Consider the following 21,698-nt stretch of genomic DNA (forward strand, 5'->3'; position numbering starts at 1 on the left):
GGGGGTTTCTTCGTGTTCCGTCGGCAGGCCCTACTGCCAGGGCGTACCGGTGAGGAGTTCGTACGCCTCCAGGTACTTCGCCCGGGTGACGTCCACGACCTCCTGGGGCAGCGCGGGCGGCGGCTGCTCACTCTTCCGGTCCCAGCCGGAGGCCGGCGAGGTCAGCCAGTCGCGTACGAACTGCTTGTCGTAGCTGGGCTGGGCCCTGCCCGGCTCCCAGGTGGCCGCGGGCCAGAAGCGCGAGGAGTCCGGGGTCAGCACCTCGTCCGCGATGATCAGCTCCTCGCCGCCGTCGGCCGTGGGAGCGAAACCGAACTCGAACTTCGTGTCGGCGAGGATGATGCCGCGCTCGCGCGCGATGTCACGTGCCCTGCCGTAGACGTCCAGCGTGGTGCGGCGCAGCCGGTCGGCGGTCTCCGCGCCGACCTGGCGGGCCACCTCCTCGAAGCTCACGTTCTCGTCGTGGTCACCGACGGCCGCCTTGGTGGCGGGGGTGAAGATCGGCGCCGGGAGCTCGGAGCCGTCGACGAGCCCCTCGGGCAGCGCGAGACCGCAGACCGTGCGGGACTCCTTGTACTCGACGAGGCCGGAGCCGGTGAGGTAGCCGCGGGCGACGCACTCGACCGGGACCATCCGCAGCGACTTGCAGATCAGGGTGCGTCCGGCCCAGTCCGCAGGGGCTCCGGCGGGGAGTTCCGTGGACAGGACGTGGTTCGGTACGAGATCGGCGAGCTGGTCGAACCACCACAGCGAGAGCCGGGTGAGCACCCGGCCCTTGTCGGGGATCTCGGTCGGCAGGACCCAGTCGTACGCGGACATGCGGTCGCTGGCGACCATGACGAGGTCGCCCGCCTCGTTCCGGTACAGGTCGCGCACCTTGCCCGTGTGCAGGTGGGTGAGCCCCGGGACCTGCACTGGCTCGGGCTTTTCTACAAATCCGGACACGCTGCCTCCGCGTAGGTTGATCCAGGAGTCGTTCCGATTCTCCCGTATCGGGTGCGGTGGGGTGGAGCGGGGGCGTCCGTGGCGCCGACTGCCGTGGCCCCGGGCGCGGTTCAGTCGCGCTTGCAGATGCGGTCGAGGAGATTGGCGGTGGCCCGCTGGATGCGGGGGTCCACATGGCCGGGGCGGTCCAGTGCCGGGGACCAGGCGAAGGTGCCCGAGGCGAAGACGATCGCCCCGGACGGGGCCCGGTACACGGATGTCTCCTGGTGACGCCTGACGCCTTCGCTGTCCAGGTACGGGGAGTGGGCGAGCAGGATGCGGCTCTCGTGCTCGGGGAGTGCGATGCGCGGGAAGTAGCGGTCGGCCTCGCCCGCGACCAGACCGTCGAGCTCGTCGCCCTCACCCGCGCCCGTCGCCTCCCAGAGCCAGTGCTCGGCGTTCCGTACGACCAGGGGGTGAGGATCGGGGACCCGGCCCGCGTACTGGATTCCGAGGAGCTGCTGCTCGGGGCGGTCGATCTCGCGCCAGAGGGCGGGCTTCCCCGGGCCGCGCCGCTTGCGGCAGGTGAGCAGGCGGTCCGGGACGCCGGACGGCGACGGGGAGAGGCTGACCTGCCAGTACATGGTGTTGGCGGAGAGGAAGACCAGCGAGGTGCCGCCGTCCCGGGCGCGTTCGGCCGTACGGCGCATGGGCACCGACCAGTACTCGTCATGGCCGGGGAAGACCAGGCCCCGGTAGCGGGCCGGATCGACCCGGCCCGCGTGCAGATCGCGGGTGTCGGCGTACGCGATGTCGTAGCCGTACCGCTCGGCCCAGCGGATGAAGTCGTAGGCATGGCCGACGTGGAGCGGCAGACCGGCGCCCGCGTAGGGGCGGTCGAAGGAGACGGTGACCGCGGCGTCCTCCTCGCCCAGGAGGCAGCCCTGCTCGTCCCAGGCGTGGTAGAGACTGGCGCCGGTGCGGCCGTCCTCCGGATAGAGGTTGTACGCCTGCCAGGTGATGTCCGGCAGGACCAGCAGCAGATCGGCCGGCTGGTCGTCGCGGACCGTGAACGGGATGTGGGAGCGGTAGCCGTCCACCGTGGTGAGCACGGCGACATACGCGCCGATCGACCAGTAGCTCGGGATCTGCAGCCGCCAGGACTGCCACCAGTGGTGGCAGGAGACCGTGCGGTCGGCGGTGAGCGGCGCGGGCTGGACGATGCCGGAGAGCCGGGGGCTCGTGGTGATCTGGGCGGCGCCGTCGCCCCCGTAGTGGCCGATGCGGTAGATGTCCACGGAGAACTGCTGGGGCGGGTCCACGGTGATGTGGAAGTCGATCGCCTCGCCGGGGGCCGCGGCGCCCGTGGAGATGAAGCCCTTGATCTGGCGGTGCACGTCGTCGGCCGTACGCGTGCCGCCGTCGGTGGAGCCGCGGGCCAGGGCGGGGTCGGCGTACCAGGGGACGACGTGCCCGGTGTCGTCGAAGTAGTTCTCGCTGCCGCGCAGCCAGGGCAGGGGGCCCTGGCCGAAGGGGTCGGAGACGGCGTGCGCGAGGGCACCCGACTCCCAGCGTCGAATCTGCTCCGCCCCCATACCGTTTCCCTCCCTCAAGTCCCCCGAGACAGCAGTCGATGGCCGATGGTCGATCGCCAGTGGTCATGCGTCATCAGTGCGCCAACAGTGATGCGCCGACTGTCAGCGTCGATCCCCAGCACATCACATAACGCATGCAGCCCGTCACCGTTCGTCGCGAATTGACGTGAACGGAACGTACCGTTCCGGGTGTTGGGGTGTGACGGCGGGGGCAGGTGGTTCAGACGAGGCGGACGGGTTTGTCGGTTCGTACACCGATCGAGTCCAGCCAGGAACGCAGCGGTTCCGCGTCCCCGTCCTCGACCAGGCTGAGGACGGGACTGCCCAGGTCGGCCCGGCGCTCGCCGTCGATCAGCAGGGCGGGACCGTCGAGCCAGTCGAGGCCGGGCGCCGCACCCGCCGTGTCCACCGCCGCGCAGCAGACCATCGCCGCGACATGGTCGGCGAGCAGCTCCGTACCCGTGCGGGGTGGCTGGAGCGGGAAGAGCGGGAGGGGGTCGGGGCCCCAGACGTCCAGGGCGTCCCCGCCGATGGCGGCCGGGGCGCTCGCCGGGCGCGATGCGCCACCGGCCCGGTGCTGCTGGGCCGCCGCCTCCTCGCGGGCCACCGCGGCACCGATCCCGGCGGCGAGCGCCTCGCCGCCCCCGGTCCGGCCTGCCAGATGCTCGACGACACGGGCCAGCGTGGGCACCCCCGCGTCGATGGGGCAGGCGGGACGGGAGGGGGCGTGGGCGGCGTCCAGACCGTCGGGACCCGGGCCCGGAGCGGGCGCGGCTGCCGGGGCGGGCGTGGCGCTCATCGAGTCGAGGACGCGGTGCAGGCGGGCGGCCTCGGTGCGCCACTTCCGGTCGACGACCTCTTCCGGGTACTGCTGCCAGTCGACCGGCGACCAGTCCGGACCCGACCGGGCCGGGCCGCCGTGGAACAGCCGGGCCGCCAGCAGCGATGCCGCCTCGTCGGCCGCACCCGGCTCCTCCAGGAGATCGCAGGCGGGGCGCTCGCCGAGCCGCGAGGCGAATCCGTCGGCGAGCCGGTCGCGCCGGGACAGCTCGGTGAGGGCGGACACGACGCCCGCGTCCAGCCGGGACGGCCAGCGGCCCATCCGCCAGGCGGGCAGGGCGACCCGGGTGAGCAGCCGGTCCCAGCCCGCGTAGGCGAGGCCGACCTGCTCCTGGGCGACGATCCGCAGACCGTAATCCACACCCTGTGCACGGACCGACGCGGCGGCGGCGACGCTCCGCTCCATCTCTGCGGCATGGCTGCGGCAACTGCGCAGCAGCAGCCTGGCGATCCGGCCGACGAAGGCACGGGGCACTCCGCGCACCCCGGCCAGCGGGCCCTGCACGGGCACGGCGGCGTCGGCGACCGCTCCGTCGAGCCCCCGGACGAAACGGCGGGCCGCCGCTATGTCGGGATGGGCGGACGGACCCGTGCCCGCGACGACCGGGGCGAGCACCGCCCGCAGCTCCGCGACCCGCATCCACCACAGGAACGGCGATCCGATGACCAGCACCGGAGCCGCCTGGACCCGGCGGCGGGTCCGGGCCGCGGAATGCGCCGCCGGATCCGGGCCGGTGTCCGCCGCGGGCTGCGCCGAGGGGTGGGTGCGGTCCTCCAGCCAGCTGTCGCAGTCGGGTGTCAGAGCTATTGCCGAGGGCGCGGGGACCCCGAGCCGGTCGGCGAGGTCCCTGACCAGGCGATAGAGATCGGGGGCGGCCTTCTCCGGGAGCGGGACGGTCGGGCTGACCGCCGGTCTCGCCCGTACGATCGCGACCGCGACCGCCGCGGCGAGCAGGAGCACGACGACCGCGCAGGCCGTCACGACCCAGCGCGCCATGTCCCAGCCGCTGCCCACGGCCAGGCCCTGGGCACCCGCCACGAGCAGCACGACGGCCACCGCCGCAGGCAGGAGCGCCACGGCTGTCGCCCTGCCGCGGATGCGCAGCAGCGCGTGAGCTCGGGCACGCGCACTCAGCGCGCCCAGCTCCTCACTTGTACCGATACCGGACACGGCCGGACGTCACCCCCTCTGCCCCCGCGGCGGTGTTGCTCACTCCCCCACTGTGGCACCCGTCACCGACATCGCAATGCCAGTGGGCCAAGTGCCGGAATGCTTGCGCCGCACCCTAGTTGGGGCCTCGGCGGGCGTCATCCGGATGGCTCAGCCGTCACTCGATGGAATGGCTTTGGGTAAAGGTGCTGACGCGCCGCCGTCCTTGAGGCAGCGGCGCGTCGGGGCATGTCCGGGCACGTCGGCGGGACTGCGGGATGCGGAAGGCGGGAGGCCGGATACGGGAGGCGGGTTTCGGCCCTCCGCGGCCCGTCTCCCGCATCCCGCGGCCCATCTCAGCCCTCCGCGGCCCGTCTCCCGCATCCCGCGGCCCATCTCAGCCCTCCGCGGCCCGTCTCAGCCCTCCGCGGCCTTCCGGGCAATGTCCGTACGGAGCTGCGAGCCGTCGAGCCGGATCCGGGCCGCCGCCGCGTAGGCACGCTCCCGGGCGCCCGCGAGGTCCTTGCCGGTCGCGGTCACGGACAGCACCCGGCCACCCGCGCTGACGATCGTGTCGCCCTCCCGCCTGGTGCCCGCGTGCAGGACGTACGCGTGCGGGGCATCCTGCGCCGCCACGTCGTCGAGCCCTTCGATCGGGTCGCCCGTGCGCGGCGTACCCGGGTAGTTGTGCGAGGCGATGACCACGGTGACGGCGGCCTCGTCGCGCCACTTGAGCGGGGGCAGCTCGTCGAGCGTGCCGTTGGCGGAGCCGAGCAGGACACCGGCCAGCGGGGTCTTCAGGCGGGCCAGGACCACCTGGGTCTCGGGGTCGCCGAAGCGGGCGTTGAACTCGATCACCCGGACGCCGCGCGAGGTGATCGCGAGGCCCGCGTACAGCAGCCCGGAGAACGGGGTGCCGCGGCGGCGGAGCTCGTCGACGGTCGGCTGGAGCACCGACTCCATGACCTCGTCGACCAGCTTGGGGTCGGCCCACGGGAGCGGGGAGTACGCGCCCATGCCGCCGGTGTTCGGGCCCTCGTCGTCGTCCAGGGCGCGCTTGAAGTCCTGCGCTGGCTGGAGCGGCAGCACGGTGGTGCCGTCCGTGATCGCGAAGAGGCTCACCTCGGGGCCGTCGAGGAACTCCTCGATGACCACGCGGTCGCAGGCCAGGGCGTGGGCACGGGCCGCCTCGACGTCGTCGGTGACGACGACGCCCTTGCCCGCGGCGAGACCGTCGTCCTTGACGACGTACGGGGCGCCGAAGGCGTCGAGAGCGGCGTCGATCTCGGCCGGGGTGGTGCAGACGTAGCTACGGGCGGTCGGGACGGCGGCACCGGCCATCACGTCCTTGGCGAACGCCTTGGAGCCCTCCAGCTGGGCCGCCTCGCCGGAGGGGCCGAAGCAGAGGATGCCCGCGGCGCGCACGGCGTCGGCGACCCCGGCGACGAGCGGCGCCTCCGGGCCGACGACCACCAGCTCGGCGCCCAGGTCGGTGGCGAGGCGCGCGACGGCGTCGCCGTCGAGGGCGTCGACCGGGTGCAGTTCGGCCACCTCTGCGATACCGGCGTTGCCGGGAGCGCAGTACAGAGCGGTGACGTCGGGGTCGAGGGACAGAGAGCGGCACAGGGCGTGTTCGCGGGCGCCGCCGCCGATGACGAGGACCTTCACGGGGTGCAGCCTAGCCGCCGGGGCGTGGCGCCCTTGACGGGACGCCGCTCCGTGGACACCGCGGGAGCCGTGGCGGACGCCCCGGGCGCCCCCGCTGTCCGTTATTCGTTATCCGTCATTCGTTGGTGAACTCCTCGACGACCGTGGCGCCCAGCTCGCGGACGATCAGGTCGTGCCCGGAGAGCGCCGAGTCGACGAGGTCCGGGTCGTCGGCCTCGGGGGTGTCGTCCTCGGGCGCGACCGCGCGCGGGGGCTCGGGCGCGGAGTACGACCGCGGTGCGGGCTCCGCGGCGGATGCGGCGCCCGGCTGCTGGTGGGCCGGCTGCTGCTGGTGACCCGGCTGCTGGTGCGGAGAAGCGGCCGGCCGGGGCTCGTAACTCTGCTGGGGCGCGGGGGCCTGATGCTGCGGCATGGGCGGCGGGGCGGAGGGGCGGCCTCCGCCGGTCTGCGGGGGTGCGCCGGCGCCGCCCGACGGGTCGACGACGGCCTCGATCTTCCACTGCGCGTTGAACCGCTCGGCGAGGGCCTGCCTCAGCACGTCCTCGCTGCCGCTGCTCGCGAAGTTGTCGCGCGCGCCCGCGTTGAGGAAGCCGATCTGCAGGGTGCTGCCGTCGAAGCCGGTGACCTGGGCGTTCTGGCTGAGCAGGATCCAGGTGAACCGGCGGCGGTTCTTCACCGCCTCCAGGATGTCCGGCCACATGTTCCGCACCTGGCCGGCGCCCTGGGTCATGCCCGGACCCGCCTCGGCGGCGGCAGGCACCGGTGCCGCGGGCGCGGCCTGGACCGGCGCGGCGGCCGGAGCGGGCTGCGGTGCGGGCGACTGGCCCGGGGCGGAAGCGGTCGGCCAGCCACCGGGGCGTCGGCCCGATTCCGGCGCGGCGGCGGTGGGCCAGGCACCGGGACGCTGACCGCCCGCGGGAGCCGGGGCCTCGGCCGGCGGCTGCGGGGCCACGGGGGCGGCGGGGGCCACAGTCGGTGCTGCGGCGGGGGCGGGCGGCGCCGCCTGGACCGGCGCGGGCGCGGGCGCTTCGCCCCGTACCGCCGCACGCGCGGCGGCGGGTCCCGCACCGGGCTGCACGACGGGTGCGGTGGGCACGGCGGGCGAGGGCGCGTGGGCCGGCGCCTCCGGGCCGGGCACGTATCCCATGGCGGGCCCCGGGCCCGTGGTCGCGAAGGAAGCGCCCCGCTCCAGCCGGTCGAGCCGGGCCTGCAGCGAACGCTCGTCGTCGAAGGCCGCGGGCAGCAGCACCCGGGCGCAGATCAGCTCGACCTGGAGACGTGGCGAGGTCGCCCCGCGCATCTCCGTGAGCCCTTCGTTGACCAGGTCGGCGGCGCGGCTCAGCTCGGCGGCGCCGAAGACGGACGCCTGGGCCTGCATCCGCTCGACGACATCGGCGGGAGCGTCGATCAGCCCCTTCTCCCCGGCGTCCGGCACAGCGGCCAGGATCACCAGGTCGCGCAGCCGCTCCAGGAGGTCGGCGACGAAGCGGCGCGGGTCGTTGCCGCCCTCGATCACCCGGTCCACGACCTCGAACGCCGCGGCCCCGTCGCCCGCCGCGAAGGCGTCCACGATCGAGTCGAGCAGCGAGCCGTCCGTATAACCGAGCAGCGAGGTCGCCATGGCGTATGTCACACCGTCGTCGCCCGCACCGGCCAGCAGCTGGTCCATCACGGACATCGAGTCACGCACGGACCCGGCCCCGGCCCGCACGACGAGCGGCAGCACGCCGTCCTCGACGGTGCTGTTCTCCTTGCCGCAGACCTCGGCGAGGTATTCGCGCAGCGTCCCCGGCGGCACGAGACGGAACGGGTAGTGGTGCGTACGCGACCGGATGGTGCCGATGACCTTCTCGGGCTCGGTCGTGGCGAAGATGAACTTCAGATGCTCCGGCGGCTCCTCGACCACCTTCAGCAGGGCGTTGAACCCCGCCGACGTGACCATGTGCGCCTCGTCGATGATGTAGATCTTGTAACGACTCGACGCGGGCCCGAAGAACGCCTTCTCCCGCAGATCACGGGCGTCGTCCACGCCACCGTGCGACGCGGCGTCGATCTCGATGACATCGATCGACCCCGGTCCGTTGCGCGCGAGGTCCTGGCAGGACTGGCACTCCCCGCACGGCGTGGGCGTCGGCCCCTGCTCACAGTTCAGACAGCGGGCGAGGATGCGCGCACTGGTCGTCTTGCCACAGCCGCGCGGACCGCTGAACAGGTACGCGTGATTGACCCGGTTGTTCCGCAGCGCCTGCTGCAGCGGGTCGGTGACATGCTCCTGCCCGATGACCTCGGCGAACGACTCGGGGCGGTAGCGGCGGTACAGCGCAAGGGACGACACACATACGAGGTTATCCGGGCGGACCGACAACCGGCCCCGGACCGTGCGAAGCGCCGCCCCGCACCCCCAGGAACCGCAGGCCCGGGAAGCGCAGGCCCGGGAAGCGCAGGCCCGGGAAAGCAACAGGCCCGGGAAACACAAGGGCCCCCCACGCACCCGCCAGAGCCGACCTACCCTTGCTGCCTTCCGGCCCTGGGGGAGTTCAGTCAGATAGCGCCACGTGAGGGGCTGACGCCCACCTTAGCCGATCCCCACCCCCGCCGGTCCACTGCCCCACCGCCCGGACCCCCCGCGAACGAGTCCGAGGGGGGGTCCGGGAGGAGTCCGGGGGGAACGGGTTCGCGAGCACTCCTCAACGTCTTGTATTGTTTGCCGCGGAGGATTCGCCTAGTGGCCTAGGGCGCACGCTTGGAAAGCGTGTTGGGGGCAACCCCTCACGAGTTCGAATCTCGTATCCTCCGCCATTGCTCTCACCGGGCAATACGTCGAAGGGCCCCACCGCTTGCGGTGGGGCCCTTCGACGTTGGTGGTTGCAGTTCTGGTTGCAGTTCCCGTCGGCAGGCTGCGGACTCCTACCGACCGTTCAGGAGCGCGCGGCACACGCCGCAGAACATGGCCGCGTCGCGGCCGTACCGGCGCACCAGCTGGTCGCACCCGGCGCACGGCCCCAGGTCCCATGGCGGGCAACCCACCGCCGCAGAGGCGGCAGCCCTCTCGACGGGGGAGATCAGCGTGGGATTGCCTGACCGTTGCGCCGGCATCCGAGGCAGGGTGAATCCGCCGGTCGGCTGTGCCAGGTCTCGGATGGGCCGCGCGTCGCTGACGAACCAGGCTTCCTCACCCGCCCGGCAGTTTCGGTCGATCTCCTGCTCGGCGAAGGTGATCTCGTCGTCCTCCTCCTGTTCAGGCGCCTCGGGGAGAGGGGTCTTCTCGCCGACCATCTCCCGCCAGCGCTCGCAGTCGGTCGCCGAAACCCACATGTGCCGTCCTGCCCGACCGCTCCCCCGATTGGGCACGTACACCGGCACGCTCTCCCCCGTCGCGCTCGACAGCACGAGGTCTTCGACTTCTTCTCCGGCAGGCACAAGGCGGGCACGAACCAGTCGGAGTGAACCTCGCCACAGTGACCGGCACCGTCGGTCAGCAGGCAGTGGCGCTCGCTGCTGGCCACGCATTTCCAGACCTGGAGGTGGCGGTAACCACCGCGGATCACCATCTCCTTCCCACCGGCGATATCCCTCGATCTGGCGTGCCGGTGGATCGCAGTCCGTCATGCCGACGACCACATCCACATCCTCGCGACCACCGTCCGCGAGGACGGTCGCCGCCCCAGGCTGCACGACAGCGGTATCCGGGTCGGCGACACGTGCCGGGAGATCGAGAAGGACTACGGGCTGCGCCGCCTGAAGAAGGGTGACCGCACCGCCAGCCGGCGCCCCACCCAGGCGGAGATGCACAAGGCCGAGCGCCTCGGCTGGGAGCAGACCAGCCGCGAATGGCTCCAGAACCGCATCCGCGCCGCCATCCCGCACACCACCAGCGCCGAACAACTCCTCGCCTACCTCGAAGCCGCCGACATTCTGGTCAAACCCCGCCGCGGCCCATCCGGAGACCTCCTCGGCTACGCAGTCGGCCGGCCCGGCGACCTCAACAAGGACGGCGAGCAGATCTACCACCCCGGCGGGAAGATCGCCCCCGACCTGTCCCTGCCCAAGCTGAAAGCCCGCCTGGAGACCAGCGCCCCCGAGGAACACCCCACCGCCCGCCGCAACCGGTCCACCGCTCCCTGGCATCAGGCCACCGACGCCCTCGACACCTTCCACACAGAGATCACCGGCACAAACGCCGATGACGGCGGGGACGCACGAGCACAGGCGCACATCACGGCCCTGGGTGAACTCATCGAAGGCACCGCCCAGATGGCCCCCGCTGGCCTCGACCTCAACTGCGAGCGGCCAGCCGAGCATTTGCCCGTGCCCAGCGCTCTCAAGTACGGGCCGAAGACCGCGCCGCCCACGCTCTGCAGGCAGCAGCCCGCGACATCGCCGACACCGCCACCGGGCCCGACGGCAGCGCGCTCGCAGCCTTGGTCGCGGCACTCGTCTGGGCCGCCATCCTCACCCGACGCTGGCATGAGGCGAAAGGCCATGCCCACCAGGCCGACGCCGCCCGCCGAGCCGTCCAGCACCTCCAGTCAGCAGCCGACGACGCACTCGCTCCGACGCTCACCGAACTCGAAGCTCGCTGCCCCATGGAAGAGACCCGTTGCACCCTGGCGAGCGATGTACGTGCTGCCGTTCCCGAACACGCTGAGCGGATCCTCGCCGACCGCGGCTGGCCCGCCCTCGCCACCGTCCTGGCCGACGCCGAAGCCGGAGGCCACAAACCCCACCAGCTCCTCAAGGAAGCCGCGGCCCGCCGCGAGCTCGGCACCGCCCACAGCCCCGCCCGCGTCCTGATCACCCGCATCCAGCACACCAGCCGCAACCCCGCACCCAACCGCCGCGCGGAAGCAGCCCGCCTGCGAAGCACCACCGCAGCAGCCTTCAGCGTGCCGTACGCCGATACCCAGCCGCCCACGACACCCTCAGCCTCCACGAGCAGGCCAAGCCGCCCACGCCGCTGACCCCAGCAAGGAGAGCCCGGTCCCAGAGCCCGCCAGCAGCACGAGCCCGCCCCAACCACACTCCCGGCCAATCCATCAGGAGTCCTACAGCCCCGGACCGCAATCCGCCGGATCGACTTCAAGTACCGGCTTGGCCCCGCTTGCCACGCTCCAGTGGTGCGTCTCACCAGGAGCTTCTTCTGCCCGCCCCGGCAAAAGATTTCTTAGGGGGGGAAGATTCCCTTCTCGAAAAAAATGAGAGAGATCATCGTAATTTGATCTTGACCTGTATTCATCATCGCTGACGATCACGCCTGCCGGGGGAGGAACTAGTTTTCGCCACTCGGATCTTGGCGAGATTACCCCCGTAGGTAATGGCTTGCAAGGCGCTCTTGTTGGTCCGAAGGGTCGGCTCTACGATCGCCCACTCGTGTTACCGAAAGCCGCCGGGTGTTCATCTGCCGCCGGGGCGACTTGAACTAAGTGGGGGTTGCTGGTGAGTTGGGGAAGTGTTGAGTCAAATGAGATTTCTGAGGCTGATGAGGCTCGACGTCAAGAGGAATACAGGAGCAGCGTCAAGAAATTCGATGAGATCGAAGATGACCTGAGGACCTCGCGAACCTTTCAAAGGATATATATTCTCTGCCTGCTGGGCGGCATAATCCTTACGTTCCTCCTCGGCTACACGGTTATCGTGGGTCTCTGGAAGTCGCAGCCTGTCTTCACTAGATGGGCTGGGCTCATCATCGTCAACTGCCTTTGGGTAGCGATGGGGTGGGCATTATGGAAGAACCGAAAGAAGGTTGTTGCTCGAACTGGTGCGCTGCGTAATGCGCTTCAGGATCGGCAAACTGCCGCTGCCAAGCTGCCTCTCGACTCCCCTTCCGGGCTTCGGATCTATCGCGAAGCCTCGCTTGACCTGATTGATCAGTACCGAAATTCAGCGAACAAAAATCGCCGGATTCACAACGTCTTTCAGGGCATCATTATCACTGGGTCAATTGTCACTTCGACGCTTGCGGCTATGAATGAGGGCAGTAGTCAGGTGCTGCGCCTTTCTGCGGCTTCCCTCAGTGCACTCGTCGGGATTTCGGCAGGTGTCACCGGATACTTCAAGTTTCGCGAACGAGGATACAATCTGCAATCCACGGCCGATGATATCGAGAAGCACTACAACGCCTCGCAATTCATGCTCGATGAATACGCTGGGCGGGATGGCGAGCCGCCTCTTCCTGAAGCTGAACGGCTTCGGATATTTGCGCGTTATGTGGAACGGCTGAAGGAAGAGCAGCGCAAGCGCGAGCTCCAGCTCGAAACATCCAGCTCCGGGAATGAGGAGCGCGCGAGCTGATGTTTGTTCTGTGCAACCCTGCGTACTCCGTCGCGGTGAGGCGCTTGACGGGGCCTTCTGGAGTCCGGAAATGAGGGCGCGGCAAACCAGGTGGCTCCTCGCTCCTCTCTGGCAATGGAGGGCTCGACGCCTCGTAGACGCTCATGGCCTATCTATTTCTGACTCGACGGCTTGGTGTCTTGTCGCTCTCGCGCGAGACCCAGTGGAATACATGCCGCTCGTTCGGCACGTAGCGCTTCAGCGATCGCTGGGTGCATCGATTACTCCAGGGGTGGTCCTCGATTCGTGGCGGGACCTTGATTCGTGCGAGAAAACGAGACGCGTTGCTTGGCTCAACCGGTATGGAGCTACACCTCTGTACCGATTGGGCGTGCCCGAAGAAATCATCGAGTTGGCGGGCCTGCACGTAATTGAGTGGCAGCTCCCGCCGGGGCGAGACGCGGCTTCCTTGGTTGCCCAGAAACGCCCTCACTTTCCGGGAGATGTCTAGTAGAGCGTTTGCTAGAGGCCGACAGACACTGGCTATTTTTTTATTTCCCCACGAGGAAGTAGAATTATTTATGTGGCCGTTTCAACGCGAGGTGAGAAGCATGATATTTTCTTCCTCCGGCGATGTGCGCTCTTTTACTCGGTGCTCGCAGACTCTCCGATGCTGATTGAATTGGAAAGCGGTCATGGTGCAAGCCTCAAGGCCAGAGCCCGCGTCGGAGACCCCTGCCACAGCCGCAGATCGGCAACGCCGTCATCGTCATTAGAAGCCCGCGGCAAGACGCCGCAGCAACAACGGCTGCTGGGCCGGTCACCATGCGTGGTGACCGGCCCAGCAGTCGGCGTACTTCTGATTGCGGATCCTTCGCTGTGAAGAGACGTCACGGGGCTATTTAGTTCTGCCGTCGTCCTCACCCACGACGCAGCAGGCTGCCCCGCGCGCGATGCTTACCAACGCGGCGTCCGCCAGGTTGCTCGGCCGTCGCGAACGTTCTCAACGGGGCCGGACACGACGGTGCATCGTGGAGGAGGATGGCCTGCCAGACCTGCTCTTGCAGGGCCCGGATGCACGGGCCACAGGCGTACATGGCGGCCTGGGCGCCGGCCACGCTGACGGGGCCGATCCACAGAACGCGGGTCCAGCCCTGACCGCAGTAGAGCCAGCAGTGCCCATCGGTCCAGGTGTTGCCGTCGTCGGTGTCCGCCGCTGCGGGCAGACCGCCGCGGGCGAACTCGTCGACGCCGGGTATGACCCGCGGCGTCACGGCCAGTTCCATAAACACGCTCGGTCCTCAAGATCACTCGCTCTGTGCAGCCGCCCCGGCCTGCTCCTGCTTGCCGGCGTCGGCGAAGAGGAGCGTCGGTTCGGCGAGGATGTCCCGGCTGGACTCGCTCTTGTAGATCTCGTCGACGCTGCCGAACCGGGCCTGTGCGTAGTCGAGGTCGAGCAGATCTGCAGCCTGTCGGACGGATGCTTCGTCGGGTCCTTCGATCTCGACGAAGGTGGGGAGGTCCGGCCAGGTGTCGAAGTCGAAGGCGACTTCGCCCAGGCGCCACTCCTCCCGGTAGTTCTCCTGGTAGCGCACCTCACGCAGGCCGACGTTGCGGAGGATCTCGGCCATGGCGTGCAGGTCGGACACCTCGGTCTCGATCTCGGTGGTGCCGTCGATCGTCGTGGAGTCGGTGACCTGCTTCAGCGTAAGAGTGGAACGCGTGCCCTCGTCCCTCAGGCGGACCCAGGCGCCGCCTTCAAGGGCGTCGTTCTCGAAGATCTTCCGGGTGAGCAGGGTGCGCGGAAACGCCTGGACAGCTCCGAGTGCCGTCAGTTTGGCCTGGAGGCCGTCGACGTCGACGGCCAGGAACTTGGCTTCGTACTCGTGCTTCATAGATCCTTCTTCCCGTAGCTCTAGGAGGGGGTGGAGGCACGGGCGGCGAGGAGAAGGCCCATGCGGTGGTTGTGGTCCTGCAGCTGTCCGACGTGCGCCTGCTCGGTGAACTCGTTGGTCCGCAGGGTGAGCAGGACGTTCCAGTCCCCGATGAAGTAACGCCGGAGCTTCTCGGGGGATGTGTAGTGCTCCAGCACGTGGTGGCGTTGCGTGAGGGGCATCATGAACTCCGCGCCGAACAGACCGCCGTGCCGGACCAAGCGCTGCATGTGGTCGACGAACTCGCCTAACGGCCGGTGGTGGTTGGCACTGTAATGCCACGAGCAGCTCGTCCAGACAGCGTCACAGGGGGCACCGTCGGGCTTGGAGGCGAGGAAGTCCTCCTCCACGACTCGGACACGGTCGTGAAGCCCTTCCTGTTTCAGGCGCTCGATCATGCCCATCGCGTGACCGGTACTGCCACCCGGAAGCTGGACCTCGCCACCGTGGAGGGCGAGCGGGTCGCGCTCGATGGCGATGACGCGGTAGCCGGCCGCGGCCAGTGGCTCGACGAGTCTGCCGTCGCTCGCGCCGATGACCGTCACGGTGGAGTCAGGCTCCGTACGCTCCTTCAGTGCGGCGAGGAACTGAGGGAAGAAGGTGAGGGTATGCCGCCACATGCTGGGTGTCTGCACTGGCTTGCTCTCCTTGCGGGGCGGTGCTCAGGACGGCTTGGAGTACCTCGTCAGGGGTGAGACCGGTGGTGTTCACGCGGTGCATCGGGAACGAGGCGTAGGCGTCGGTGATCTTGTCTGCGGTGATCTCGGCGAGGGCGTCCCAACGCGAGACAGGCTTGTCGCGCCTGGCGAGTCGGCGCTGACGCTCACTCTCCGCGCAGGCGAGGTAGTGAGTGACGGGATGAGGGATGCCCGGCGGCAGGGATACGGAGAGGTCGGCTCCGAAAGCACGGTGGTTGGCCAGGCAGCGTGCGAAGTAGCTTTCGACGACGACCGGGGTGCCGGCGGACAGGTACCGCTGGATCTGATCGGTGGCGGTGAACAGGGCCGAGAGGTAGAAGCACATGCGTGCCTCTGCGTTTCCCAGCCGGTCGACCTCCTGCCGCAGTGCCTGGTAGGTGGGGGGCACGGTCGGGACCAGCACCGCGCCACGGGCGGCCGCAAGCATGGGGGCGAGGGTGGATTTGCCTGTGCCGCGGAGCCCTTCAATGCTCTCGAACGACGCCGGGTCAGACACGTCCGTACACCACGTCCGGCACCGCGAGGGTGAGTTCGTCAGTGGCGGAAGGCCGGTGGGCGATGTGGTCGGCGAGCTTGTCGTACCAGAAGGCGTGCGAGTCCTTGCCGACAGCCTTGCAGGACATAGTGAGCGCGCCGCGCGGGTCGGCCTCAATCCGCTCGATCTCCACAGGGCCCCCGGCAGGGAGGCAGGCATCCGGCGCACCCAGCTCGGACAGGTCCTCGTCGAGGATCACCTCAATGTCCAGCTCGGCCGAGGCCAGGCCCTCCCGCAGACGGGTGTAGGCCGTGGCGTCGTTCACGAGGAGCTCGGGGTGATCCGCTGCGTTGCCGACCGGCCGGAGACAGTGGAGTTTCAGCTGCTCCACCCCGTGGTGCTGCAACGTGCGGGCGAGCGGCAGGACCTCGTCGATGTTGCGTGAGGTGACCGTCATGGTCGCGCCGGCCCGGACGCCGAGTTGCTGAGCGATTTCGAGGGCGCTCAGGGCACTCCGGTAGCTTCCGAACTTGCGGATCTTGTCATTGGTCGTGCCGATGCCCTCCAGCGATACCCGGAGCAGGTCCAGGTCGGGGGCGATCTCGGTCAGCCGGCGCTCGATCCGGTAGCCGTTGGTGCAGATCTCGACCTGCATGCCCAGGTCCCGCTTGGCGTACCGGACGACCTGGGTGAGGTCGCGGTAGACGAACGGCTCGCCCCCAAGCAGGGTGACGGCCTCGGTGCCGTACTGGTCACGCATCAGCGTGAGGAGGTTGATCGCCTCGTCTGCGGTGAAGGCGTCGGCGTGCTGGAGCCGTTGGCCGTGGAAGCAGTGCAGGCATTCAAAGTTGCAGCGGTAGAGCAGCTGCAGGTACAGCATCCGGATCCTGCGGATCCCGGTGACTTCGCTGATCACGAGGGTCTCCTTCGGGCGCTTGCCTGGTGGGAGACCTGATATTGGCGGGGTGGATACGGACCTCGTCACCGCGTATCGGGACGCTCCGAGGACGTCCTGGGACGTTTTCAGCGGGCGGAGAGCGCGTCCAGAATCCCGAGTACACGGCCGGTGTCCATCAGATCGGGCAGAACCGTGCGGGCACCGGCGTCTGCCAGTTCTTCGGTGCTGTGTACGCCGGAGGCAACCGCGATGATCTCGGAGCCCGTAGCGAGGGCTGCCTCCACGTCCCTCGGGGTATCTCCGACAAGCACGACCGGCACGCCATCCGGGGCGCCCCGCAGCCGCTGGGCACGCTCCCGGGCGACAGCGACCAGGTCGGGGCGTTGAAGGGCATCGGCCCCGTAAGCGCCAACCGGCAGGTCGAGGAGGGGATCAAGGCCGAAGGCCGCGACCTTCACGCGGGCGTTGTCCGCGATATTGCCGGTGAGCACCGACGACACCCAACTGCTGCGTACGGAAACCTCCTTCAGGACTTCCCGCACGCCGGGCAGGGCTGTCCCCCGTCGGCTGAGATCGTGGAGACGTGCTTCCCCTGCGGCGGATAGCGCCCCCTCGATAGCGGTCCAGTCCGGCTCGGCCAGGACGTTCCGTTGGAACATGTCGCGCATGATCAGCCGGTCCGTACGCCCTTCCGTTCGCGCCGGCCCCGCGGGCGTCCTTCCCGCCAGGGCCGTGAACGCGGCGGCGTAGATCTCCTTGCTGACCCCGGCGTTCTCGATGAGGGTGTGGTCGATGTCCCACAGGACGATGAGCTCCATGCATCCAGCGTAAATACAGCGGTCATGGCCCCCTTCCTTCTGTGGAACGTCCCGAAACGTCCTTGCCGCTCCTGGCCGCCTCGGCTTGTATGGCACCTGTGAACGAGCGATTGCACTCCGTGCTCGCCCAGCGCGGAATCCCACCTGAGTCACTCGCCGAAGTCTGCGAGGTGGACCCCAAGACCGTTGGCCGGTGGCTCGGCGGGCGCGTTCCCCATCCTCGCCACCGCTTCCGTGTCGCCAAGCACTTACGGGTCGAGGAACTGTTCCTCTGGCCCGCACCGGTGCCGAGCACTCCGCAGCAGCTCGCAGGGTCAGGGCAGGAGCTGGTCGGGACCTACCAGAATCGGGCGAGCGTCCCGCGAGACACGTGGCTGTCGCTACTCAATGGCGCCCAGGAGCAGATCAGCGTCCTCGTCTTCTCCGGCACCTTCTTCGCCCAGTCCAACCCTCATGTCGCCAAGATGCTCGCCGAGCGCGCATCGAGCGGGGTGCGAGTGCGGCTCTGCTTCGGCGACTCGAAGGGCCAGGCCGTAGCAATCCGGGGCCACGAAGAAGGAATTGGCGACACACTCGCCGCCAAAATCCGCGCCTCCCTCACCTACTACCGGCCCCTGTTGTCCGAGGCCGGCTGCGAGGTGCGCCTGCACGACACCACGCTCTACACCTCCATGTTCCGGTACGACGATGACCTTCTGATCAACCCGCACGTCTGGGGCCAGCCGGCCAGCGCCAACCCCCTCCTCCATCTCCACAGAGCAGACACGGCGGGTTGGTTCGACAACTACGCTCAGAGTTTCGAAGCTGTCTGGGCCACCGCACGGCCCTGGACACCCGACCAGGAGGGGCCCTCGCCACATGGGCAGGACTGAGTACTACAACGACCCCAAGGCCCCCAAGGCGAACACGCTCATCCCCGCCAACAACCTGCTCGTCGTCGACGACAACGGCGCCATACTGCTCCAACGCCGCCGGGACACCGGCCAGTGGGCCCTGCCCGGAGGAGCCCAGGACATCGGCGAGACGGCGGCGCAGTGCGCGGTGCGGGAGTGCCTGGAAGAGACTGGGATCATCGCCGAGATCACCGGCTTCCTGGGGGTCTACACGAACCCGAACCACATCGTGGCCTACACCGACGGCGAGATCCGCCAGCAGTACGAGAACACCTACATCGGCCGCCCAGTAGGCGGTGAGCCCACCATCAACGACGAAGCCGACGGCGTCCGCTACGTCCGGCCAGACCACCTGGACCAGTACGACATCCACCCCAGCATGCGCCAACAGATCGGTGACTACCTGGCCGGCACTTACCCCTACTTGGGCTGATCTGCCAACGCCGACTCCACCCGGCTTACGGCTGCAAGGACGTCCGGCGCCGCCCGACGGATGAAACGCCCCACCAGGCTGTCGGGTCCGTACCTGCTGGCGATCTCGGCCAGGCGAGCATCGGTCGAAGTGACCTTGCCATCCGGTGTGGTTGTCATGTCGCAGTACACAAGGGCATCCGCAAGCAGAGCCTCATCCAACAACGGGAACTCGCGCTCCAGCACCTCCATCAACCCGCGCTCCTCGGCTTCAAGCAGCGCGAACGAATGGTTCGCCACCAAGCGCACCAGCCGCTCATCAGCACCATGCTCGTCTCGGAGAAACCGCGCCCCGTCGAGCGGGTGAAAGCCGGTTTCCGCCAGCCGGGGCGCGTAGCCCACGTCGTGCAGCACTGCTGCGGCAAACAACAGCTCAGCGTTCCCTGCCAGGGCCGGGCCGAGCCCGGCGGCACGCGCCGCCACGCCCTGCGAATGCGCCCACCGTCGGGGCAGCACGTCGCTGAGCTCGTTCTCGGCTACCTGCCTCGCCCATGCCAGCATCGTTTCGTCCATGGCCCGTTCGATGCCCAACAAGGGCCAAAGTCAGTCCATGCCCGGCGTCCCTCAGTCCGCGATCGGTTAGGTGCTGTCAGCAGCGGCGCAGGGGCGAACTCGCCAGGCGGTCCGTCCATCAGCGTGTCGTAGTGGAACGCGCGGCCGTGAAGTACAACAGTGCACCCCTCGGCCCGGAACTCCTATGCGCTACAGGCTTCACCACCACCCTCTGCATCACCTGGGTACGCTGGGTGGTCAGAGCGAGACCAGGGGAGTGGTGGGGCGGGGATGGGGAAGAGCACGCAGGCGATGCCACTGGAGGTTCGGCAGATTCGTGAGGCCCTGCTGAGGGAGTTCACTGACCGGATTTCCATGGACGACTTCGAGAAGAAGGATCCTACGGAGCGGGAAACCGCTCTCTTATCCCGAGCCGTCTCGGCGAGGGCAGCTCGCATTCTGACCGACTGCACCTCAGACGAGGCGGCCGCTGGGGTAATCGATGGCAGAGCCGACTTCGGCATCGACTCCGTGGCCTTCTCCGCTTCCGGGACGGAACTCTGGCTAATCCAGGCTAAATGGAAGAACTCGGGGACAGCAGGCTTCAACACTGAGGCGGCACTCAAGCTCATCCACGGCCTCAAGAAGCTCGATAACCGGGATTTCGACCACTTCAATGAACGCCTGCGGCTGCTCGGGGACCGGGTGCACGGCGTCCTCAAACTGCCCACCTGTAAAGTGCACCTAGTCGTCGCCCTGATGGGGGACGGCCAGCTTTCACCGGAGACACGCAACATCCTGGATGAGGCAGCCCGTGAATTCGGGGGACTCGGCCGTACCGTCGAATACCGAGTGGTGGACCAGGCTGACTTCCACCGGGCCATTCGGGAAGAGCTGGAGCCAGAGCCCATCAGTGTGACCGCAAAGATGACCGAGGGCTGGCACGACCGCGAGACCCCTTACAAGGCCATCGTTGGTGAGGTGAGCGCCGCAGAGCTTGCCCGGTGGTACGCGGACAACGGCGAGCGGCTCTACGACCGTAACGTCCGCAAGTCGCTCGGGCTCACGGGAGTCAACAAGACTTTGGTCGACAGCATGTTGGAGGACCCTGACGGCTTCCTCTACCGCCACAACGGCATCACGGTGCAGTGCGACACCATCGAGCGGGAATTCTTTGCGAAGCGGGCGACCGGAGCACCCATCTCCCTGACTCTCCGCAACGCGAGCGTCGTGAACGGTGCACAGACCGTCACCTCAGCCAACCGGGCCTTCGAGAAGGACCCGGACGCAGTGGCCGAAGCCTACGTCTCCGTGCGGATCGTCTCTGTAGAGGGGACGCCTGAGGGGTTCGCACAAAGTGTCACCAAAGCCACCAACACCCAGAACCACATGGAGCGCCGGGACTTTATCGCTATTGATCCGGTCCAGAGCGAGATCCAGAAGGACTTCAAGCTCTCACTCGACAAGGAGTACGTCTTCCGGCGCGGAGAAATGGACCCGGCTCCTGATTCTGGCTGCTCGGTCACCGAGGCGGCCACCGCTCTCGCCTGCGCGTATCGGGACCCCACCTTCGCAGTCCGGGTCAAGGGGTCAACCGAGGCTCTTTGGAAGGAAGGCGCTGACGGCGCTTATACCCGCCTATTCGGGCAACAGGCAAGCGCCTACCAGATCTGGCGTTCAGTACAGGTCCTGCGAGAAATCCGGGACGAGCTCACGAAGCTCCGGTCGGCGCTATCGGGGAGGGCGGCGTCCATCGCGGACAGTGGGGCGCTACTGGCCGCCCATGTGGTGTTCCAGCGAATAGGCAGCGAGGTGATTGAAGAACCCGACAGCGATTGGGACACGATTCTACAAGGCGTGCCTGACCAGGTACAACGCGTCCTGGCCAGCCTGATCGGCATGGTTGACAAACTCTTCACCAACAAGAGCTACATCACGAGTACTTTTGCCAGCGAGGAGAAGTCCCGACAGCTTGTCCAGGCGGTCTTGCTGACGCTCGACGCAGGGAGCGATGCCCCTGACCTCTCGGCGTTTGTGATGGCAGCCAGCAAGAAGCGTGCGAAGCGGCCCCCGACCATTCACCTCCTCGTGGACCACGACCTCATCCCCGATGGCACGCCGCTGGCCTACGCGCCCAGTGACACCGAAGAGCGGGCCATCGGCGCCTGGCTCGACCAAGACCCGCGCCGACGGCGGGGCACCTGGCTCAACGACCGCAAAGCGCCGATCCTCTGGGAGGCTGATGGCCGACGCTACTCGCCGAGTGGGCTGGTGAATCGCATCTGGCAGCAGGCTGAATGGCGGGAACAGTGGAGTGCTGTGCAAGGACCCAAGCAGTGGAAAATACCCGGGGAGGGGACACTGGTCGAGATTGCGGAACGGTTGTGGCGGCGGCTGGACACGGAGCAGGAGCCGACAGAACACGACCAGCCCTAAGTTCGAGCGCCCCCGGGGCGAGACCGTCTGGGCCAAGAGCGCTCGCCCCGGACGCGCTTGCCAGTGGGGCGGGAGCCGTCCCCCATCTCCCCTTGCACGTCCACGCCCTCTGCGTCGGCAGCTGAGGAGGAGTTGA

The 21,698-nt window shown here is 68.4% G+C and carries 17 protein-coding genes, 1 tRNA gene, 1 other RNA gene and 1 pseudogene; 6 read left to right on the forward strand and 14 right to left on the reverse strand.

What is annotated here, in order from left to right:
* Nucleotides 1-30: 30 nt before the first annotated feature.
* The 6 genes from OG520_RS19165 to ffs form a co-directional block, all read right to left on the reverse strand.
* A complete protein-coding gene (locus OG520_RS19165; protein WP_266416499.1) occupies nucleotides 31-945 on the reverse strand; it encodes a phosphoribosylaminoimidazolesuccinocarboxamide synthase in 915 nt (304 codons plus the stop codon).
* Between the two features lie 110 nt (nucleotides 946-1,055).
* Nucleotides 1,056-2,519 carry a N,N-dimethylformamidase beta subunit family domain-containing protein gene (locus tag OG520_RS19170; RefSeq protein ID WP_406013961.1) on the reverse strand — a complete coding sequence of 488 codons (1,464 nt, stop codon included), beginning with the start codon at nucleotides 2,517-2,519 and terminating at the stop codon, nucleotides 1,056-1,058.
* A 220-nt stretch (nucleotides 2,520-2,739) separates the two neighbouring features.
* Entirely contained in the window at nucleotides 2,740-4,530 is a 1,791-nt protein-coding gene (locus OG520_RS19175; protein ID WP_406013962.1) for a hypothetical protein, read from the reverse strand.
* Between the two features lie 396 nt (nucleotides 4,531-4,926).
* A complete protein-coding gene (gene purD / locus OG520_RS19180) occupies nucleotides 4,927-6,177 on the reverse strand; it encodes a phosphoribosylamine--glycine ligase (protein WP_406013963.1) in 1,251 nt (416 codons plus the stop codon).
* A 115-nt stretch (nucleotides 6,178-6,292) separates the two neighbouring features.
* Nucleotides 6,293-8,512: a DNA polymerase III subunit gamma and tau gene (locus OG520_RS19185; RefSeq protein ID WP_406013964.1), complete on the reverse strand. Its 2,220-nt coding sequence runs from the start codon at nucleotides 8,510-8,512 to the stop codon at nucleotides 6,293-6,295.
* A 136-nt stretch (nucleotides 8,513-8,648) separates the two neighbouring features.
* Nucleotides 8,649-8,745: signal recognition particle sRNA small type (ffs, locus tag OG520_RS19190), an RNA gene on the reverse strand.
* A 143-nt stretch (nucleotides 8,746-8,888) separates the two neighbouring features.
* Between ffs and OG520_RS19195 the strand changes: the two genes are divergently transcribed.
* Nucleotides 8,889-8,976, forward strand: a tRNA-Ser gene (locus OG520_RS19195).
* Between the two features lie 108 nt (nucleotides 8,977-9,084).
* On the opposite strand, the gene OG520_RS19200 is transcribed toward OG520_RS19195, so the two are convergent.
* Complete coding sequence (locus OG520_RS19200) at nucleotides 9,085-9,492, reverse strand: hypothetical protein (RefSeq protein ID WP_406013965.1); 408 nt, start codon at nucleotides 9,490-9,492, stop codon at nucleotides 9,085-9,087.
* 261 nt (nucleotides 9,493-9,753) lie between these two features.
* On the opposite strand from OG520_RS19200, the pseudogene OG520_RS19205 reads away from it, so the two are divergent.
* Both OG520_RS19205 and OG520_RS19210 read left to right on the forward strand, forming a co-directional pair.
* A pseudogene (locus OG520_RS19205) lies at nucleotides 9,754-11,138 on the forward strand (mobilization protein); the annotation flags it as partial.
* A gap of 475 nt (nucleotides 11,139-11,613) precedes the next feature.
* The gene (locus tag OG520_RS19210; RefSeq protein ID WP_406013966.1) at nucleotides 11,614-12,468 is read left to right on the forward strand and encodes a DUF4231 domain-containing protein; all 855 of its coding nucleotides are present in this window, start codon (nucleotides 11,614-11,616) and stop codon (nucleotides 12,466-12,468) included.
* Between the two features lie 899 nt (nucleotides 12,469-13,367).
* On the opposite strand, the gene OG520_RS19215 is transcribed toward OG520_RS19210, so the two are convergent.
* The 6 genes from OG520_RS19215 to OG520_RS19240 form a co-directional block, all read right to left on the reverse strand.
* Nucleotides 13,368-13,733 (reverse strand): hypothetical protein, encoded by a 366-nt coding sequence (locus OG520_RS19215; protein ID WP_406013967.1) that lies wholly within the window; start codon nucleotides 13,731-13,733, stop codon nucleotides 13,368-13,370.
* A gap of 21 nt (nucleotides 13,734-13,754) precedes the next feature.
* Complete coding sequence (locus OG520_RS19220; RefSeq protein WP_406013968.1) at nucleotides 13,755-14,342, reverse strand: class IV adenylate cyclase; 588 nt, start codon at nucleotides 14,340-14,342, stop codon at nucleotides 13,755-13,757.
* Between the two features lie 20 nt (nucleotides 14,343-14,362).
* Nucleotides 14,363-15,016, reverse strand: a complete 654-nt coding sequence (locus OG520_RS19225; protein ID WP_406013969.1) for a class I SAM-dependent methyltransferase — start codon at nucleotides 15,014-15,016, stop codon at nucleotides 14,363-14,365.
* Complete coding sequence (locus OG520_RS19230; RefSeq protein WP_406013970.1) at nucleotides 14,934-15,506, reverse strand: hypothetical protein; 573 nt, start codon at nucleotides 15,504-15,506, stop codon at nucleotides 14,934-14,936. Before OG520_RS19230 ends, OG520_RS19225 begins: the two co-directional genes overlap by 83 nt.
* 61 nt (nucleotides 15,507-15,567) lie before the next feature.
* Entirely contained in the window at nucleotides 15,568-16,470 is a 903-nt protein-coding gene (locus OG520_RS19235; protein ID WP_406013971.1) for a radical SAM protein, read from the reverse strand.
* Between the two features lie 107 nt (nucleotides 16,471-16,577).
* On the reverse strand, nucleotides 16,578-17,270 hold the full coding sequence (locus tag OG520_RS19240; RefSeq protein ID WP_406013972.1) for an HAD family hydrolase: 693 nt from the start codon (nucleotides 17,268-17,270) through the stop codon (nucleotides 16,578-16,580).
* A 98-nt stretch (nucleotides 17,271-17,368) separates the two neighbouring features.
* Between OG520_RS19240 and OG520_RS19245 the strand changes: the two genes are divergently transcribed.
* Entirely contained in the window at nucleotides 17,369-18,142 is a 774-nt protein-coding gene (locus tag OG520_RS19245) for an XRE family transcriptional regulator (protein WP_406013973.1), read from the forward strand.
* Complete coding sequence (locus tag OG520_RS19250; RefSeq protein WP_406013974.1) at nucleotides 18,129-18,596, forward strand: NUDIX hydrolase; 468 nt, start codon at nucleotides 18,129-18,131, stop codon at nucleotides 18,594-18,596. Before OG520_RS19245 ends, OG520_RS19250 begins: the two co-directional genes overlap by 14 nt.
* On the opposite strand, the gene OG520_RS19255 is transcribed toward OG520_RS19250, so the two are convergent.
* Nucleotides 18,584-19,147, reverse strand: coding sequence for an HD domain-containing protein (locus OG520_RS19255; RefSeq protein WP_406013975.1), 564 nt, complete (start codon nucleotides 19,145-19,147; stop codon nucleotides 18,584-18,586). The genes OG520_RS19250 and OG520_RS19255 overlap by 13 nt on opposite strands.
* A gap of 270 nt (nucleotides 19,148-19,417) precedes the next feature.
* On the opposite strand from OG520_RS19255, the gene OG520_RS19260 reads away from it, so the two are divergent.
* Nucleotides 19,418-21,562, forward strand: a complete 2,145-nt coding sequence (locus OG520_RS19260; protein ID WP_406013976.1) for an AIPR family protein — start codon at nucleotides 19,418-19,420, stop codon at nucleotides 21,560-21,562.
* Nucleotides 21,563-21,698 lie beyond the last annotated feature (136 nt).

Origin of the sequence: Streptomyces sp. NBC_00984 (assembly GCF_045162475.1) — a bacterium.
In the GTDB taxonomy this organism is placed as follows: Bacteria; Actinomycetota; Actinomycetes; order Streptomycetales; family Streptomycetaceae; genus Streptomyces.

Bases quoted from the DNA above. Each gene is read 5' to 3' on its own strand.
- OG520_RS19230 (WP_406013970.1), bottom strand. From the start codon at position 15,506: ATGCTTGCGGCCGCCCGTGGCGCGGTGCTGGTCCCGACCGTGCCCCCC.
- OG520_RS19200 (WP_406013965.1), bottom strand. From the start codon at position 9,492: ATGTGGGTTTCGGCGACCGACTGCGAGCGCTGGCGGGAGATGGTCGGC.
- OG520_RS19260 (WP_406013976.1), top strand. From the start codon at position 19,418: ATGGGGAAGAGCACGCAGGCGATGCCACTGGAGGTTCGGCAGATTCGT.
- OG520_RS19250 (WP_406013974.1), top strand. From the start codon at position 18,129: ATGGGCAGGACTGAGTACTACAACGACCCCAAGGCCCCCAAGGCGAAC.
- OG520_RS19220 (WP_406013968.1), bottom strand. From the start codon at position 14,342: ATGAAGCACGAGTACGAAGCCAAGTTCCTGGCCGTCGACGTCGACGGC.
- OG520_RS19170 (WP_406013961.1), bottom strand. From the start codon at position 2,519: ATGGGGGCGGAGCAGATTCGACGCTGGGAGTCGGGTGCCCTCGCGCAC.
- OG520_RS19215 (WP_406013967.1), bottom strand. From the start codon at position 13,733: ATGGAACTGGCCGTGACGCCGCGGGTCATACCCGGCGTCGACGAGTTC.
- OG520_RS19240 (WP_406013972.1), bottom strand. From the start codon at position 17,270: ATGGAGCTCATCGTCCTGTGGGACATCGACCACACCCTCATCGAGAAC.
- OG520_RS19255 (WP_406013975.1), bottom strand. From the start codon at position 19,147: ATGGACGAAACGATGCTGGCATGGGCGAGGCAGGTAGCCGAGAACGAG.